At 69.1% G+C, this 15,363-nt stretch carries 15 protein-coding genes; 10 read left to right on the top strand and 5 right to left on the bottom strand.

The window, feature by feature from the left end:
* Positions 1-504: 504 nt before the first annotated feature.
* Positions 505-930, bottom strand: a complete 426-nt coding sequence (locus HII28_RS10600; RefSeq protein WP_170025370.1) for a MarR family winged helix-turn-helix transcriptional regulator — start codon at positions 928-930, stop codon at positions 505-507.
* Positions 931-1,003: 73 nt separating this feature from the next.
* Here HII28_RS10600 and HII28_RS10595 point away from each other — a divergent pair, with 73 nt between their 5' ends.
* From HII28_RS10595 to HII28_RS10560, 8 genes are all read left to right on the top strand, one after another.
* Positions 1,004-1,528: a hypothetical protein gene (locus HII28_RS10595; RefSeq protein ID WP_170025369.1), complete on the top strand. Its 525-nt coding sequence runs from the start codon at positions 1,004-1,006 to the stop codon at positions 1,526-1,528.
* Complete coding sequence (locus HII28_RS10590; RefSeq protein ID WP_170025368.1) at positions 1,525-3,108, top strand: multicopper oxidase family protein; 1,584 nt, start codon at positions 1,525-1,527, stop codon at positions 3,106-3,108. The genes HII28_RS10595 and HII28_RS10590 overlap by 4 nt, the downstream gene beginning before the upstream one ends.
* Before the next feature lie 51 nt (positions 3,109-3,159).
* Positions 3,160-3,954, top strand: coding sequence for a DNA alkylation repair protein (locus HII28_RS10585; RefSeq protein ID WP_205864621.1), 795 nt, complete (start codon positions 3,160-3,162; stop codon positions 3,952-3,954).
* 161 nt (positions 3,955-4,115) lie between these two features.
* The gene (locus HII28_RS10580; protein WP_170025367.1) at positions 4,116-4,562 is read left to right on the top strand and encodes a carboxymuconolactone decarboxylase family protein; all 447 of its coding nucleotides are present in this window, start codon (positions 4,116-4,118) and stop codon (positions 4,560-4,562) included.
* Between the two features lie 82 nt (positions 4,563-4,644).
* A complete protein-coding gene (locus HII28_RS10575; protein WP_170025366.1) occupies positions 4,645-5,220 on the top strand; it encodes a GNAT family N-acetyltransferase in 576 nt (191 codons plus the stop codon).
* A gap of 130 nt (positions 5,221-5,350) precedes the next feature.
* Positions 5,351-6,319: an amino acid ABC transporter permease gene (locus HII28_RS10570; RefSeq protein ID WP_170025365.1), complete on the top strand. Its 969-nt coding sequence runs from the start codon at positions 5,351-5,353 to the stop codon at positions 6,317-6,319.
* Positions 6,320-6,396: 77 nt separating this feature from the next.
* Positions 6,397-7,140, top strand: coding sequence for an amino acid ABC transporter ATP-binding protein (locus tag HII28_RS10565; protein WP_346769327.1), 744 nt, complete (start codon positions 6,397-6,399; stop codon positions 7,138-7,140).
* Between the two features lie 56 nt (positions 7,141-7,196).
* Positions 7,197-8,231, top strand: a complete 1,035-nt coding sequence (locus tag HII28_RS10560) for a transporter substrate-binding domain-containing protein (RefSeq protein WP_170025363.1) — start codon at positions 7,197-7,199, stop codon at positions 8,229-8,231.
* A gap of 120 nt (positions 8,232-8,351) precedes the next feature.
* Here HII28_RS10560 and map read toward each other — a convergent pair whose 3' ends face one another.
* Positions 8,352-9,110, bottom strand: coding sequence for a type I methionyl aminopeptidase (gene map / locus HII28_RS10555; RefSeq protein ID WP_170025362.1), 759 nt, complete (start codon positions 9,108-9,110; stop codon positions 8,352-8,354).
* Between the two features lie 84 nt (positions 9,111-9,194).
* Between map and HII28_RS10550 the strand changes: the two genes are divergently transcribed.
* Positions 9,195-9,461 (top strand): helix-turn-helix transcriptional regulator, encoded by a 267-nt coding sequence (locus HII28_RS10550; RefSeq protein ID WP_170026075.1) that lies wholly within the window; start codon positions 9,195-9,197, stop codon positions 9,459-9,461.
* Positions 9,462-9,731: 270 nt separating this feature from the next.
* Here the strand turns inward: HII28_RS10550 and HII28_RS10545 are convergent, their stop codons facing one another.
* The 3 genes from HII28_RS10545 to HII28_RS10535 are packed head-to-tail and all read right to left on the bottom strand — an operon-like array spanning position 9,732 to position 13,500.
* Positions 9,732-11,108, bottom strand: coding sequence for an NtaA/DmoA family FMN-dependent monooxygenase (locus HII28_RS10545; protein ID WP_170025361.1), 1,377 nt, complete (start codon positions 11,106-11,108; stop codon positions 9,732-9,734).
* Positions 11,105-12,292: an LLM class flavin-dependent oxidoreductase gene (locus HII28_RS10540; RefSeq protein ID WP_170025360.1), complete on the bottom strand. Its 1,188-nt coding sequence runs from the start codon at positions 12,290-12,292 to the stop codon at positions 11,105-11,107. The genes HII28_RS10545 and HII28_RS10540 overlap by 4 nt, the downstream gene beginning before the upstream one ends.
* Positions 12,289-13,500 carry an LLM class flavin-dependent oxidoreductase gene (locus tag HII28_RS10535; RefSeq protein ID WP_346769267.1) on the bottom strand — a complete coding sequence of 404 codons (1,212 nt, stop codon included), beginning with the start codon at positions 13,498-13,500 and terminating at the stop codon, positions 12,289-12,291. Before HII28_RS10535 ends, HII28_RS10540 begins: the two co-directional genes overlap by 4 nt.
* Positions 13,501-13,817: 317 nt before the next feature.
* Here HII28_RS10535 and HII28_RS10530 point away from each other — a divergent pair, with 317 nt between their 5' ends.
* Positions 13,818-15,293 carry a pyridoxal-phosphate dependent enzyme gene (locus HII28_RS10530; RefSeq protein WP_170025358.1) on the top strand — a complete coding sequence of 492 codons (1,476 nt, stop codon included), beginning with the start codon at positions 13,818-13,820 and terminating at the stop codon, positions 15,291-15,293.
* The last annotated feature ends 70 nt before the right edge of the window (positions 15,294-15,363 follow it).

The raw sequence follows: 15,363 nt of genomic DNA, 5'->3' as shown, positions 1-15,363 counted from the left end.
AGTGCCCGTTCTTCCGCGCGAGGGTGGGTCTCCTTCCGCGCGAGGGTGCCCGTTCCTCCTCCCGAAGGTGCCCGCTCTTCCTCGCGAGGGTGCCCGTTCTTCCGTGCGAGGGTGCGTCTACTTCCTCGCGAAGGTGCGTGTTTCTCCTCCCGAAGGTGCCAGTTTTCGCCGCATGAGCGTTGTTCCCCGGGGGCGCACTTTCGGGGGAAGGTACGGGCACTTTCAGGTGGACGAACGGGCACTCTCGCGAGGAGCAACAGGCACCTTCGGAGGGCGGTACGGGCACTTTAGGGGGCGGTACGGGCACTCTCGCGAGGAGCAATGGGCACTCTCGCGAGGAAGAACGGGCACTTTCGGGAGGAGGAACGGGCACTTTCGGGAGGAGGAACGGGCACCTTCGGGAGGAGGTACGGGCACTTTCGGGAGGAGGAACGGGCACTCTCGCGAGGAGGAACGGGCACCCTCGGGGGGAGGAACGGGCACCCTCGGGAGGGGGTGTTGCGATCAGAGCGGGGACGGAGGGAGCAGGCGCTGGAGCAGCGCGGTGAGCTGCGCGATCCCATCCGTTCCGAGGCGGCGTTCGAACTCGCGGCTGACCGGGTCCAGTAGCTTCTGCGCCTCGGCGTAGAGCGTCTGCCCCGCTGGAGTCAGACTGACGTGCACCACCCGGCGATCCGCGGTGTCGACGGTGCGGGCGATCGCGCCGAGAGCATCCAGATCCGCAATGGTGCGCGCCATGTTGGCCTTGTCGCGGCCGGTGAGCGCGATGAGCTCCCTGTGGGTCGAACTGCCGTCCCGATCGAGCAGGAGCAGCACGCCGAAGTGCGGGCCGCCGATGTGCAGAGGCGCGAGCGCGGTGTCGAGCATCTGCGCTGCCCACCGGTGCGATTGCCTCAACAGCAGGCCGACGGCCAGTGTCTCTTCGCGCATCGAGGAGTTCCCTTTCGTACGCCGTCATGTTAGTTTCATTTGGAACAGTTTCATTTGAAACGATATGGAGACCATGTTGGACGCTGACCAGACGGCGACCGCTCTACCGGCCGGCGACCCGGTCGCGGGTGGACCGAGCCAACGTGCCACCGCCGAAGACCCGGCTTCGCGCGAGTCCGTCAGCGGCACGCCCGCGCCGGATGCGTCGAACGACGCGACCGACGCATCCAGGATGTCACTCCGCTGGCCCGTGATCGTGTTCCGCATCGCCGCCACGGGTACGGCCGTCATCCTCTTCGCCCAGTCCGTGCTGGCCGGACAGTTCCTCTCCGGTGCGTATCCGGCTCTGGATCTGCACAACCTCAATGCGGGAATCGCCGGCGTCGCCACGCTGGTGACCGTGGTCGCAGCCGTGCTCTACTTCCGCCCAGGCCACGGCCCGTGGTGGCCGATCGTCGCCTACGCCGCGCTCACCGGGCTCGTCGTCGTGGAAATGATGCTCGGCACGCGGCACATTCTCGCCGTGCACATTCCGCTCGGCGTCGCGATCATCGTGCTCGGTGTCGTCGGCGCCCGTCGGGCCTGGTCACGCCGATGAGCCCGATGACTCGCAGGGCGTTCATCGTCGGCGGCGTGCTGGCCGGCGTCGGCGTCGGGTTCGCGGCCGGGATCCCGCTCGCGTTCAGTTCGACCGGTGCACGGTCGACGGGTGCGCAACTGGTCTCCCGCGCCGCCCTGCCGCGCCGGTTCTCCCTGCCGCTGCGGCTGCCGCCTGTGCTGAAGCCCATCGACACCGGCGACGGGGTCGACCGCTACACGATGACGGCGAGACAGGTCGGGGCGAGCATCCTGCCAGGGCTCACGACGCAGATCTTCGGGTTCAACGGAGTCTTCCCCGGTCCGACGATCGAGAGCCGGCGTGGACGCGAAGTCGCGATCACCCACCGCAACCGGCTGCCGGTCCCGATGGTCGTGCACCTGCACGGCGGACACACACCGCACGACAGCGACGGATACCCGACGGACTACATCTATCCGCAGGACCTGTCGTACCTTCGGCGTCATCAGAGCATGCAGGGCATGGCGCACGGAATGGCGATGCCCGCCGGTGACACCACGAACGGCGAGCGGGTGTACCGGTATCCGCTCGAGCAGCGCGCAGCCATGCTCTGGTACCACGACCACCGCATGGATTTCACCGGGCCGAGCGTGTGGCGCGGGCTGGCCGGGCTGCACATCGTGCGCGACGACGAGGAGGATGCCCTCGGCCTTCCGGCAGGAGCGCACGAACTGCCACTGGTGCTCACCGACCGCGCGTTCGATGCCGACGGATCCTTCCTCTACCCCAGCGCCGACCCCAGCATGACCACCATTCCCGGTGTGACGGGCGATTTCGTGGCCGGTGTGCTCGGCGACGTCATGCTCGTCAACGGGGTTCCGTGGCCTTCGGCGACGGTCGAGCGTGCGACGTACCGGCTGCGGTTCGTCAACGCGTGCAACGCGCGGCGCATCCGGCTCCGGCTCGACCCGGCGCCCGGCGACGGCATCGTGCAGATCGGCACCGAGGGCGGCCTCCTCGCCGAACCGCTGAAGCACGACGCGTTCGAGCTCGCGCCCGCCCAACGATTGGATGCCCTGGTCGACTTCTCCGCGTTCCGACCCGGAACCAGGGTGACCGTGTACGACGACTTCGGCTCCGGAGACATGAACGCCATCATGCGCTTCACCGTGGCGGATGCCACAGGCCCGCGTTTCGAGGCACCCGCCAGCCTGTCCACGATCGAGCGACTGGACCCCGCCGCGGCAACCGTCACGCGGCGGTTCCGCTTCGAGTCCGCGATCGGCGACCACGAGGGATGGATCATCGGCGGGGCCGAGTTCAGCCCGCGCACGTCGGCCGCGGATCCGAAGCTGGGCGACATCGAGGTGTGGGAACTCTTCGCGGACTTCCACCATCCGGTGCACCTCCACCTCGATCCGTTCCAGGTGGTCGCCCGCGGTGCAGACGGACCCGGTGAGTTCGACGCCGGCTGGAAGGACACGATCGACCTGCGGGCAGGCGAGCAGGCGAAGATCGCCGTGCGCTTCACTGACCACGTCGGCCGATTCGTCTTCCACTGCCACAACCTCGAGCACGAGGACATGGGGATGATGGCCAACTTCGTGACGTCCGCATAGTTCTCGGGTCGCCGCGGCGCGGAACGGCTCCGTGCGCGGTTGACTGGGGGCGTGGCATCCGACGCGGTGAGTGTGCAGGGTCAGAGTGCGGCAGAGGCCGTGATGGCGGCGCTCGATGCGCGGGCGGATCCTGACGACGCGGTCATCCTGCAACGGTTCTTCAAGACCGGGCCGGGCGAGTACGGCGATGGCGATGTGTTCATCGGCGTGCGCGTGCCCGACGTGCGCGCCGTCGTGAAGCGATCCGGCCCGCTGCCACTGGAAGCGATCGGCGAGTTGCTGGAGAGCCCGGTGCACGAGCACAGGCTGGCCGGACTCGTGGCGCTGAATAGGCTGTTCGCTCTGGCCTCAGCATCCCGAACCCGCGACGATGACGAGCGAGAGCGTCTGGCCGCGTTCTACCTGGCCGCGGTGCGCGCCGGGCACGTGAACAACTGGGACCTCGTCGACGCCTCGGCAGAGTTCGTGCTCGGCGAGTACCTGTACGACCGGCCGCGGTTCATCCTGTTCGAACTGGCCCGCGGCGACTCGGCGGAGCCCGGCGACCTGTGGTGGCGGCGCGTCGCACTGCTGTCGACTTTCGCGTTCATCAAGCGCGGGGATGCCTCGACAACGCTCGAACTGGCATCCTTCGTGCTCGAGACGGACGACAGGCGCGATCTCACGCAGAAGGCGACCGGATGGATGCTCCGCGAAGTCGGCAAGCGCGTCGACCGCGGACTGCTGGGCGGTTTCCTCGACGCGAACGTCGAGCGGATGCCCGCCACCATGCTGTCCTACGCGACGGAGCACCTCGATGCGGAGGATCGCGCGGCGTATCGGGCGCGGCGCCGCCGAACGCAGTAGCCCGCCCCCACAGACGCGCGAGGGTGCCAAACCGGCACCTTCCGACGACACAGTTGGTCGTCGGAGGACTCCGCCCGTCGCGATACGACACGGTTCGTCGCGGGGAGTCGCGCCGCGTCGCGGGCCGGACGCATCAGCGTCGGTGCTGTTAGGAACGCAGCATGACTTCGTACTTCGACACCGACGACAAGCGGTACACCCGGCTCTACAAGTCCGAGACGCCGGACATCCTGGCAGCCTTCAACGACTTCAACTCGGCGGTGTTCGCACCGGATGACCGGGAGATCCCGCTCAAGTACCGCGAGCTGATCGCCGTGGCCGTCGCGATCACGACCCAGTGCGCCTACTGCATCGACGGGCACAGCGCGGCCGCCGTGCGTGCCGGTGCGACGCGAGCTGAGCTGGCCGAGACCGCATGGGTCGCCGCTGCGTTGAAGGCGGGTGGCGCTTTCGCGCACGGCCGTCTCGCGCTGAAGCTCACCGATCCGCTGTTCGAGGACGCGGGCGCGGATGCGGAGACGGATGCCGCACCCATCCCCTCGGCCGCCCCGCCGGCACAGCCCGGAGGTGCGCCGCACGTGCACACCGTGGCCCAGCCTGTCGCATGAGCCAGGCATCCCTGCTCCACGCAAGCGATCACTCAGGCGCGGCACGGGACGATGGATGGGCAATGAGCGAGAAGGCAGAGGCATGAGCATCGAGCAGACGATCGGCGCGGCATCCGATCGCGAGGCCACGAGCACGCCGCCAGGCACACGCTGGGCGTACGTGCTGCAGAGCGACCCACTCGCCCGGCCGATGATCGACGACCTCACGAACGAGTACGACAGCCGCTACGGGTTCCTGGGCGGCGAGCCTGCGTCGGTGGAGCTGGCGCGGTATCCGGATGCCGCGTTCGCGCCTCCGCACGGCGCCTTCCTGCTCCTGCTCGCCGACGGCCAGGAGCACTCGGGCGGACCAGGTGCTCACGGTGCGATCGCTGGCGGCGCGTTCAAGCGCCTCGATGACGAGACCGCCGAGTTCAAGCGCATCTGGACCCATGCGGATCACCGCCGGAAGGGCCTCAGCCGTCTCGTGCTCGCCGAGCTGGAAGCCGAGGCGGTGCTCCGCGGATACCGCCGCGTCTACCTGACAACCGGACCGCGACAGCCGGAGGCGCAGCGCCTCTACCTGAACACCGGATACACCCCGCTGTACGACCTGACGAAGCCCGCGGACGAGGTGGGTCTGCACGCCTTCGAGAAGGCTCTTCCTGCACGTCCGTGAGCTCGCGAGCGTGTCGTCGCATGGCGTCATGTTTCGCCTTGTGACCAGGGAAATCATCGTGTGGCGATGTGTTTCCGCAAGGTTGCCGCCTCGATTGACCGGGGTGCGCGGGGCTTCCTAACGTGCCCCCATGACCAGTGTGATCGATCGCCTCTCCCCGAGGCCGGCGGGCGGGGGCGACGGACCCGGATCCGGCGCAGACCAAGCGAGCGCAACCACGAACGGCACGGCCGTCGGCGGGCTGTCGACTGCAGAGTTGCAGAAGCTCGCGTCGCGTGGTGTGCGCAAGCTGCGACATCCGTGGCAGTGGGTGGCGACGGCAGTCGTGCTGCTGCTGGCCGTGAACTTCGCGCAGACGCTCTTCACGAACCCGTCGTGGGAGTGGGCGAAGGTCGGCAAGTGGATGTTCAGCCCGGCCATTCTGGCCGGCCTGACCCTGACCCTGGAGGCGACGGCCATCAGCGCGGTCGTCAGCTTCGTGGGCGGTGTCGTCGTGGCGCTCGCACGGCAGTCGCGGAATCCGGTGCTGTGGGGCGGCGCATGGTTCTACACATGGGTGTTCCGGTCGGTGCCGCTGATTCTCGTGCTGATCTTCCTGTACAACCTCGGCAACCTGTACCCGACGATCGGTATCGGGATCCCGTTCGGGCCTCAGGTGGAGGTTCCGACCACGGTGTACCTCAGTGACCTGACGCTCGGCGTCGTCGGCCTGAGCCTGTCGGAGATCGCATACGCCTCCGAGGTAGTGCGCTCCGGGCTGCTCGCCGTCGACCGCGGTCAGCACGAGGCGGCCAAAGCGCTCGGCATTCCGCGGCGCAGGCAGTTCACGCGAATCGTGCTGCCGCAGGCGCTGCGCTCCATCGTCCCGGCGTACGTGAACCAGATCGTCGGGCTGCTGAAGTCCAGCTCCCTGCTGTTCTACGTCAGCCTGCTCGACCTCTTCGGTGTCGTGCAGAACCTGGGCAGCACGTATCCGACCGACATCATCCCGCTCCTGGTCGTGGCATCCATCTGGTACCTCGTGCTCACGAGCGTGATCTCCGGGGTGCAGTACTTCGTCGAGCGCTACTACGGGCGCGGAGAGCGGGGCGCGCGGTGAGCGCCGTCAGCCGTCCCGTTGCCGACCCGGGCGTCGCCGGCGCCTCTTCTCGAGCGGATGCCGCACCCGCCGTCGAGATCCGAGGAGCGCACAAGTCCTTCGGCGGCAAGCCCGTGCTCCGCGGGATCGACCTGACGGTCGAGCGCGGAAGCGTGACGGTCATCCTCGGTCCTTCGGGTGCGGGCAAATCGACGCTGCTGCGTGCGATCAACCACCTCGAGTCGCTCGACGAGGGATACGTCGCCGTCGACGGTCAGCTCATCGGGGTGCACGTCGACCGCGATCGGCTGAAGGAGCTGGCGGAGAAGCGGATCCTGCAGCAGCGCTCGCGCATCGGCTTCGTGTTCCAGAACTTCAACCTGTTCCCGCACCTCACCGTGCTGGAGAACGTCGTCGAGGCCCCCGTCGCGACCGGTCTGCTCGGCAGAGCGGATGCCCGTGCCCGCGCCCTCGAGCTGCTGACGCAGGTGGGCCTCGGCGACAAGGCGCAGGCATATCCGCGGCAGCTGTCAGGAGGGCAGCAGCAGCGCGTGGCGATCGTGCGCGCGCTGGCGCTCGAGCCGGACGTGCTCCTGTTCGACGAGCCCACCTCGGCACTCGACCCCGAGCTGGTCGGCGAGGTGCTGGGCACCATCCGCTCCCTCGCTCGCAGCGGCCGGACGCTCGTCGTGGTGACCCACGAGATCGGATTCGCCCGCGAGGTCGCCGACCAGGTGGTGTTCCTAGCCGACGGAGTCGTCGTCGAACAGGGTCCGCCAGAGCAGGTGCTCGGCGCCCCGCAGCATCAGCGCACGAAGGAGTTCCTCGGGCGCGTCCTCTGATCCTCCCCACCAATCCGCACATCCCCTCCACCAACCCACACACATCAGGAGATCCCATGACACACACGATCCAGCCCGGCGCAGAGCGCGGGCGACGACCACGGCTTCGGGCGGCATCCGTTGCCCTCGCGGTCACGGCGACCCTCGCCCTTCTCGCAGGATGCGCGACGACCCAGGCATCCGCCGACGTGGCCGCGAAGGAAGGCGTCGCTGTCGGCGCGCACAGCAACGGTGCCGCCACCCCCACGACCATCGATGTGCCCGTCGTTCAGAAGATCAGGGCCGAGCTGCCGGCGTCCGTGCGCTCGAGCGGGGAGCTGAAGATCGGCGTCGGCGCTCTACCCGCAGGCTCCGCCCCGCTCGCGTACACGGGCGACGACCAGAAGACGGTGACGGGCACGGAACCGGACTTGGGTCGCCTCGTCGCCGCCGTACTCGGCCTCAAGCCGGTGGTGTCGAACGCCACCTGGGACAACCTCTTCGTGGGCATCGACACCGGACGCACCGACGTCGGCTTCTCGAACATCACCGACACCGAGCAGCGCAAGGAGAAGTACGACTTCGCGTCGTACCGCAAGGACAACCTCGCGTTCGAGGTGCTGAAGAAGAGCACGTGGACGTTCGGCGGCGATTACAAGAAGCTCGCCGGGCTCACCGTCGCCGTCGGCTCGGGGACGAACCAGGAGAAGATCCTGCTCGAGTGGCAGTCCAAGCTGAAGGCGGAGGGCAAGGACCTCACCGTCAAGTACTACCCCGACCAGAACTCCGTGAATCTCGCCTTGAACTCGGGCAAGATCGACGCCTACTTCGGGCCGAACCCGACCATCGCGTACCACGAGCGACAGGACGCGAAGTCCGCGAACCCGACGCGCACGGCTGGCACGTTCTCCGGGGCCGGATCCGAGTTGCAAGGCCTCATCGCCGCCACGGTGAAGAAGGACAGCGGTCTGGCGCAGCCCATCGCGGATGCCATCGAGTACCTCATCGAACACGGCCAGTACGCGAAGTGGCTGAAGGCGTACAACCTCTCGAACGAGGCCGTCGACAAGGCAGAGGTGAACCCGCCCGGCCTGCCGTTGAGCAACCAGTAGGGCTGGGCGCGGGGAGAACAGCAGATGTCGACGAGAACAGCCGACATTCTGCTGCTCTCCCCGCGAAGGTCCGGTTCCTGCTGTTCCTGGAGCGGACGCGACCTCATCCGAGTGCGGGGGCTAGGTCAGGATGACGGGCCCGTCGGCCGTGACCGCGATCGTGTGCTCGGTGTGCGCGGCGCGGCTGCCGTCCGCCGAGCGCACCGTCCAGCCGTCGGGATCCATTCGGATGCGGGCCGTGGTCTTCGCCCACCACGGCTCCAGCGCGAAGACCATGCCGGGACGGATGCGGTAGCCGCGTCCAGCGCGTCCGTCGTTGCAGATGAACGGGTCCTCGTGCATCGTGCGGCCGACGCCGTGGCCGCCGAACTCGTGGTTGACCGGGTATCCGTAGTCGGCCGCGACTTGCCCGATCGCGGCGGAGACGTCGCCGATCCGATTGCCCGGTTCGGACGCCGCGATGCCGGCAGCGAGCGCCTCCTGCGTCGAGCGGATGAGCCGATGGTCGGCCGGATCCGCTCGGCCGACGATGACGGTGACCGCGGCATCCGCGACCCAGCCGTCGACGGATGCGGCGAAGTCGAGACTCAGCATGTCTCCGTCGCGCAGAACGTAGTCGTGAGGCAGACCGTGCTGCGCGGCGTCGTTGACCGACAGGCAGATGACGTTGCGGAACGGGCCGTTGCCGAACGACGGTGCATAGTCCCAGTAGCACGAGACGGCGCCGCGATCCGCGATGGCCGTGCGCGCACACTCCTCGAGCTCGAGCAGGTTGACGCCAACGGCCGCCCGTGCGGAAAGGGTGACCAGTGTGTCGTGCACGAAGCGGCCCGCGGCGCGCAGCTGCTCGATTTCTGCAGGGGTGTGAAGCTCGATCATGGCGGTATAATAATACCGTTGGTTTATGGGTTCCTCGGCTTTCGAGTCGGAGCGCATCGAGCAGATGTGGAGACAGCTCAGATGATGGTTCGTGCGCCGCTCACTCCCGAGCAGCTGGCTGCCGGTCGCAGGCTCGGTGAAACCCTCAGACGTGCTCGAGGAACACGATCGCTCAACGAGGTCGCAGCCGAGGCCGGGATCTCTCCCGAGACCCTGCGCAAGATCGAGACCGGACGCCTGCCCAGCCCGGCGTTCGGCGTCGTCGCGGTGCTGGCATCGGCGCTCGGCCTCTCCCTCGACGAACTCGCCGCCGAGTGGGCCGGGCCGACCGGCGCGGCGCGGAGCGCATAGCCGGGCGTCAGCGAACGGCGTCGTCGGGCACGGCGCCAATCACTCAGACCGCGACCACCGCGATCCAGATCGCCGATCGTGGACGAAGCACCGCCCGATCCTTCTCAGCAGTCGCCGCCACGACCTCAGCGAACCGCATTCCGACGCGGCTGACCAGGGCAGCGCCGCCGTCGGATTCGGCCAGGAGATGGATTCGGGCGGTTGAGCCTCGTACTCGGCGCAGCCGCCCGCCAGCCGTGCTCTGGGTGGCAGGCGACCGGCGCCGGGAAGTCACGGGACGGTCGCCGCTTCGGGCACCGTGGCGACGACATCCGCTGCGCTTCGCCGCGTGAGAGGCTCGCGCAGGCCGAGGTTCTCGCGCAGGGTATCGCCGGGGTAGTCGGTCCAGTAGATGCCGCGTTCCTGCAGTTCCGGCACGAGCTTGTTCACGATGTCGTCCAGGCCGCCCGGGATCAGCCACGGCGTGATGTTGAAACCGTCGACCACGCCGGTGCGCGCGAAAGGCTCGAGTTCGTCGGCGATCTGCGATGCCGTGCCGGCGAATCCGCGGCGGGTGCTGACGTTGATGACCAGGTCGCGGATGCTCCACCCGCGCTCCTGGGAGAGCTCGCGCCACGCGCGCGCCGTCTCGACCGCCTTCGTGGCGCGGAATCCCGCGCCACGGGTCTCGCCCGTGATGCTCTGCACGGGATCGAACGACGGCAGCGGGCCGTCCGGATCCAGATCGGGAAGCTCGGCGCCCCAGAGCTGCTCGACGAACGCGACGGCGGTCTGCGGCGTGATCTGATGCTCGCGCACCCAGCGCACCTTCTCCTCGGTCTCGGACGCGTCGTCGACGACGATGAACTCCTGGCCGGGGAAGATCTTCAGGTCGTCGGCCGGCCGGCCCGCAGCGAGCGTTCGGGCACGTATGTCCGCAGCGAATTCGGTGGCCGGCTCCAGCTGGGCGTGGGCGGAGAAGATCACCTCGGCGTTGCGCGCGGCGAAGTCGCGGCCCTCTGCGGAGTCGCCGGCCTGGAAGAGCACCGGATGCCCCTGAGTGCTGCGCGGCAGCACCCCACGGCCTTCGACGGAGTAGTACGCCGTGTCGTAGCGGAACGGGTCGGGCAGCACGGCGAGCAGGCCGTCCGCGGCGTTGTCGGGCACCGCATCCCACACCCGCCTGGCGATGGCGATCACGTCCGCGGCGTGGGTGTAGCGGTCGGCGTGGTCGAGGTATCCGCCGCGACGGAAGTTCTCGCCCGTCCACGCGTTGTCCGTCGTCACGACGTTCCACGCGGCACGGCCACCGGAGAGCACGTCGAGGCTCTGCAGGCGGTGGGCGAGGTCGATCGGGTCGTTGTAGGTCGTGTTCTGCGTGGCGACGAGACCGATGCGCTCGGTGACGGATGCCAGCGCCGCGAGTTGCGTGATGGCATCCGGCCGGCCGGCGATGTCGAGGTCGTGCAGCCGACCGAGGTGTTCGCGCAGTCGCAGTCCCTCGCCGAGGAAGAACGCGGTGAACAGACCGCGCTCGGCCGTCTGGGCAAGGCGACGAAAGCTCTCGAAGTCGGTCTGGGATCCGCTCTCGGGGGCGTCCCACACGGTCGACGAGTTCACGCCCTGGAAGAAGACGCCGAACTGGATGCGGCGGACTGGTGTGCTCATCGGGCGGCCTCCAGGGTCTGAGCGTTGCTGGCGAGCGGATCGGGTGCGACGGACTCGAATCGGTTGGTCGGCCGTTCCAGGCCGAGCGAGGTACGCAAGGAGTCACCGGCGAGCGGCGAGTGGAAGACGCCGCGTGCGCGCAGCCCGGGCAGCACGGCGCGGCCGAGCTCGTCGAGATCCGGTTCGAGCGATGCCGGGAACAGGCGCACGCCGTCGGCCACCCGGGCGAGCGCGGTGAGGAGGTCGACGAGAACGGAAGGGTCGCCGGTGACGATGGCTCGGGCATCCGCTCGGGTGTGGTGACGTTCGTCCGCGAGACGATCGAGCGCGGAGAGGCCGGCGGAGTCGAGCGCGAAGCCGAGCTGCACCACGATGAGCGTTCCAGGGGCGAGTCGGGTGCGTGCGGCGTCGACCGCCTCCGTTGCCCGGCCGAGCAGCTCCGGTAGATCGGCGGCACCGGCGATGGTCGAGTCCGTCGATGCGTTGAGGTGCGCAGCGGGCCGGTCGCGGCCTGGAAGCGTCAGATCGAGGAGCACGGCATCCAACTCGGCAGCAGAGCCCGGTTCGCCGAAGACGACCGGCTGGCCCTGCGGCGGCCGCGGGATGATCGACGGTCCCTTCACCGAGAACCGGTCGCCGACGAAGTCCGCGTAGTGCACCTTCGTCCGGTCGAGGTACCGGCCGGTGGCGACGTCACGGATCACCGCGTCGTCCTCCCAGGTGTCCCATACGCCGCGGATCGCTTCAACGACGTCGGCGAGCTCGGCGTCCGCGGCGGATGCGGGCAGCGGACCCCTGCCGTGGCGCGCGGCGATGGACGGATCCGGGTCGGCTCGCGCTATCCATCCGGCCCGACCGAGGGACGCGGTGTCCAAGGTGGCCAGCTGGGTCGCGAGGTGGAACGGCTCGTTGTAGAGGGCGTGCACCACAGGGATCAGGCCGATCGAGCTCGTGATCGGGGCGACGGATGCCGCGCGCAGCGTCGCATCCAGCCGCCCGAACCGAGCACCCGAACGGGACGCGGCACCCGCGCCTGCGCCTGGCGCCGTCGGATGGTCCTCGAAGCTCACCGCGGTGACACCGGCGCGTTCCGAGGCCCGCGCGACCCGCACGATCGCGGATGCCGGAGCATCGGTGCGCAGGTCGTCGTCGAGCTCGACGATGACGGCGAAGGTTCGGCTCATGATGCTCTCCTGTCGGTGGTGCCGCACGCCGTGATGCCCCAGGCCTCGGCGAGCAGGCGGTAGGAGTTCACGCGGTTCGCGTGATCGTGCGTGATGGTCGTGACAAGCAGTTCCTGCGCGCCGGTCACGCGCTGCAACGTCTCGAGACGTTCGGCGACTGTCGCGGGCGAGCCGACGAACTGAGTGTCGAGGCGGTCGCGCACGGCGTCGCGGTCCTCGTCGGACCAGGCGATGGCATCCGCTTGCTCCGGCGTCGGGAACGGGATGGCGCCCCGCCCCGAACGGATGCTCAGCACCCACGGCGCGTAGCCGGCCGCGAGCCGCCGTGCCTTCTCGTCGCTATCGGCGACGACCACGTCGACCGAGACGATGACGTGCGGCTGGGCGAGCTGCTCGCTCGGGCGGAACGCGGAGCGGTACTCCTCGATCGCCTCCAGCACGAATGACGGCGCGACGTGATAGTTCGCGCCGAAGCGCAGACCGCGCTCGCCGGCGAGTCTGGCGCTCGGGCCGGCCGTGCTGCCGTGCACCCACACCTGCACGCCGCCGTGGTCGTGCGCTGGGGTCGCGAGCACCGGAACACCGTCTCGGTCGACGTAGTCGCCGCGCAGAAAGCCGAGGATGGCGTCGACCGTCTCGGCGAAATCCCGCCCCTCGTCGCGAGACAGCAGCCGGGCGATGGCGGCGAACCGTTCGGAGTCGAGGCGCGGAACCCGCGGTGCAGGGATGACGAGTCCGTCGACGACGCGGTCGGCGGCGTCAGCGGTGGACGCCGGCGGCACGGCGTTCGACGGCGGGCGCGGGACGGATGCCGCACGCCCCACTCCGAGGTCGAAGCGCCCGCCGCTGTAGGCACCCAGCACGCCGGCCGCCTCCGCGACTTGGATGGGGCTGTAGTTGCCGAGCAGCGTTGCCGCCGTGCCCACCCGGATGCCGTCCGTCGCAGCCGCGACGAGCGCCGCGAGCACGTGCGGCGCTGAGCCCGAGACACCCGGATTCGCGTGGTGCTCGGCGAGCCAGTACCGCGCGTATCCGAACCGCTCCGCGTGCTTCGCGAGGTCGATCGTGTTGCGGATGCCGTCGGCCGGCGTCGATCCGCTGGGGAACGGCGCGAGGTCGAGCACCGACAGCGGCGCGCGGGCGGGCTGCGCCCACCCGTCTTCCGGCGTTTCCGACCGTGGGTCGGGCACCTCGGTGTCGTGCGTCACGGATCCCTCCCTGCGTGTCGTGGTGTGCGGTCCGATTCCCGTCGGACGCGTCTGCCCAGCGTGCGCCATGAGACGTCCCCGGCGCCCGTGCTGTTACGCATCCGGTCAGACGGTTACCCGCTCGGTCGGGGTGTTACGTCGTCGGTCCGTCTGTGACGCGGTGGCGGTGACAGACCTGGCGCCCGCGAATCGGCCGGGCATGTAATGACCACGCCGACGACAGCACCGCTCCGGTGCGCACAGCGGATCCGCCCGGCCCGGACCACCGTGTCCACACGGGACCCTGCATCGAGCCGGACACCATCCTGGAGGCACACGTGACGCGCTACGAAGCCCTGGCCGATGCCGTCGGCGGTACGCCGCTCATCCGTCTCACCCGCCTGACCACAGGTCTCCGCCCTGCTGTGTACGTCAAGCTCGAGGGCGCCAATCCGGCCGGCAGCGCGAAGGACCGGGCGGCCCTCTGGATGCTCCGCGCTGCAGAAGCGGATGGCTCGCTTCAGCCGGGCGGCACCGTTGTGGAGACCACATCGGGCAACACCGGTATCGGCCTCGCGGCCTTCGCCGCGCACCTCGGATACCGATCCGTCATCTTCGCCGCCTCCACGGTCTCCGCAGAGAAGCTGGGCCTGATGACGGCCTTCGGCGCGGAGGTGCACCTCATCGACGCGTTCGTGCCGAGGGATCATCCGGACAGCCTTCGTTCGCACGCCCAACGCTTCGTGGCCAGGACGCCGGGTGCCTGGTTCGCTGATCAGTACGACAACCCCGCCAATGCCGAGGCGCACTTCGCCACGACGGGTCCCGAGCTCTGGGCGGACACCGACGGACGGATCACCCACCTCGTCGCAGCAGTCGGAACAGGAGGCACGATCACCGGCACCGCTCGCTACCTCAAACAGGTGAGCGACGGACGCGTGACGGTCGTCGGCGCCGACCCCTTCACGTCGTCGTACTCCGGCGGTGACGGCAGCCCGACGTACATCGAGGGCGCGGGGCACGTCACGCATCCCGACGCACGACGGGACGCCTGGCCGGCCGGCTTCGACCCCGGCGTGATCGACAGATATGTCGCCGTCGACGACCTCAGCGCCATCGAACTGGTCAGGCGGCTGGCGAGGGAAGAGGGGATCCTGGCGAGCGGATCCAGCGGTGTCGCCCTCGTCGCGGCCCTGGACGTGGCGGCGGAACTGGGCGAGCACGACGTCGTGGCCGTCATCCTGCCGGACTCCGGACGGGCGAACCTCTCCACCTACTTCAACGACGAGTGGCTCGTCCTCAAAGGCTTCAGCGAGCCGACATCCGGCGAGACGACCGTGCGAGACCTTCTTCCCGAAGCCCCTCGGCTGTATCTCGTGGGCAAGGACGTCTCGCCTGGCGAAGCCATCACGGCTCTCGATGAGGCGGGGGCGGATCCCGACGACCCGGTACTCGTGGTCTACGCACGAGAGAGGGAGCTCGCGCCGCATCCGTCCGAGGTCGTCGGCTGGACGACCGTTGCGTCGCTCGAGGACCTCACCCAGGAGGGCGAGCGAGGCCGCCCCGGTGTCGAGATGCGGCGCACCGTCGGTGAGGTGGCGTATCCGGTGCACGCCGAGGTCGGCATCGGACTGACACCCTCGGCCGCTCTGGACCTCGCGCGCGCCTCGGACCCGCTGTGGAGCGCCGCGCTCGTGCTGCAGGACGGGCGGGTGGCGGCACTCGTCGGCCGCTCAGACCTCGAGCGTGCGGTCAACGGGGACGGGCATACGGTGCCGGCGGTGATCGACGGATTCGTCGAGATGATGCTCTGAACGAGCCTGGTCGAGCGCGGGGAGCGGAGCCGGTACCGCGTCTGAGCACGTCGGACGACGGATGCCGCCC

Origin of the sequence: Planctomonas sp. JC2975, assembly GCF_012985205.1 — a bacterium.
Classification (GTDB): domain Bacteria; phylum Actinomycetota; class Actinomycetes; order Actinomycetales; family Microbacteriaceae; genus Humibacter.
Note: the sequence above shows the minus strand (reverse complement) of the source record. Positions and strands in the feature narration are given on the sequence as shown.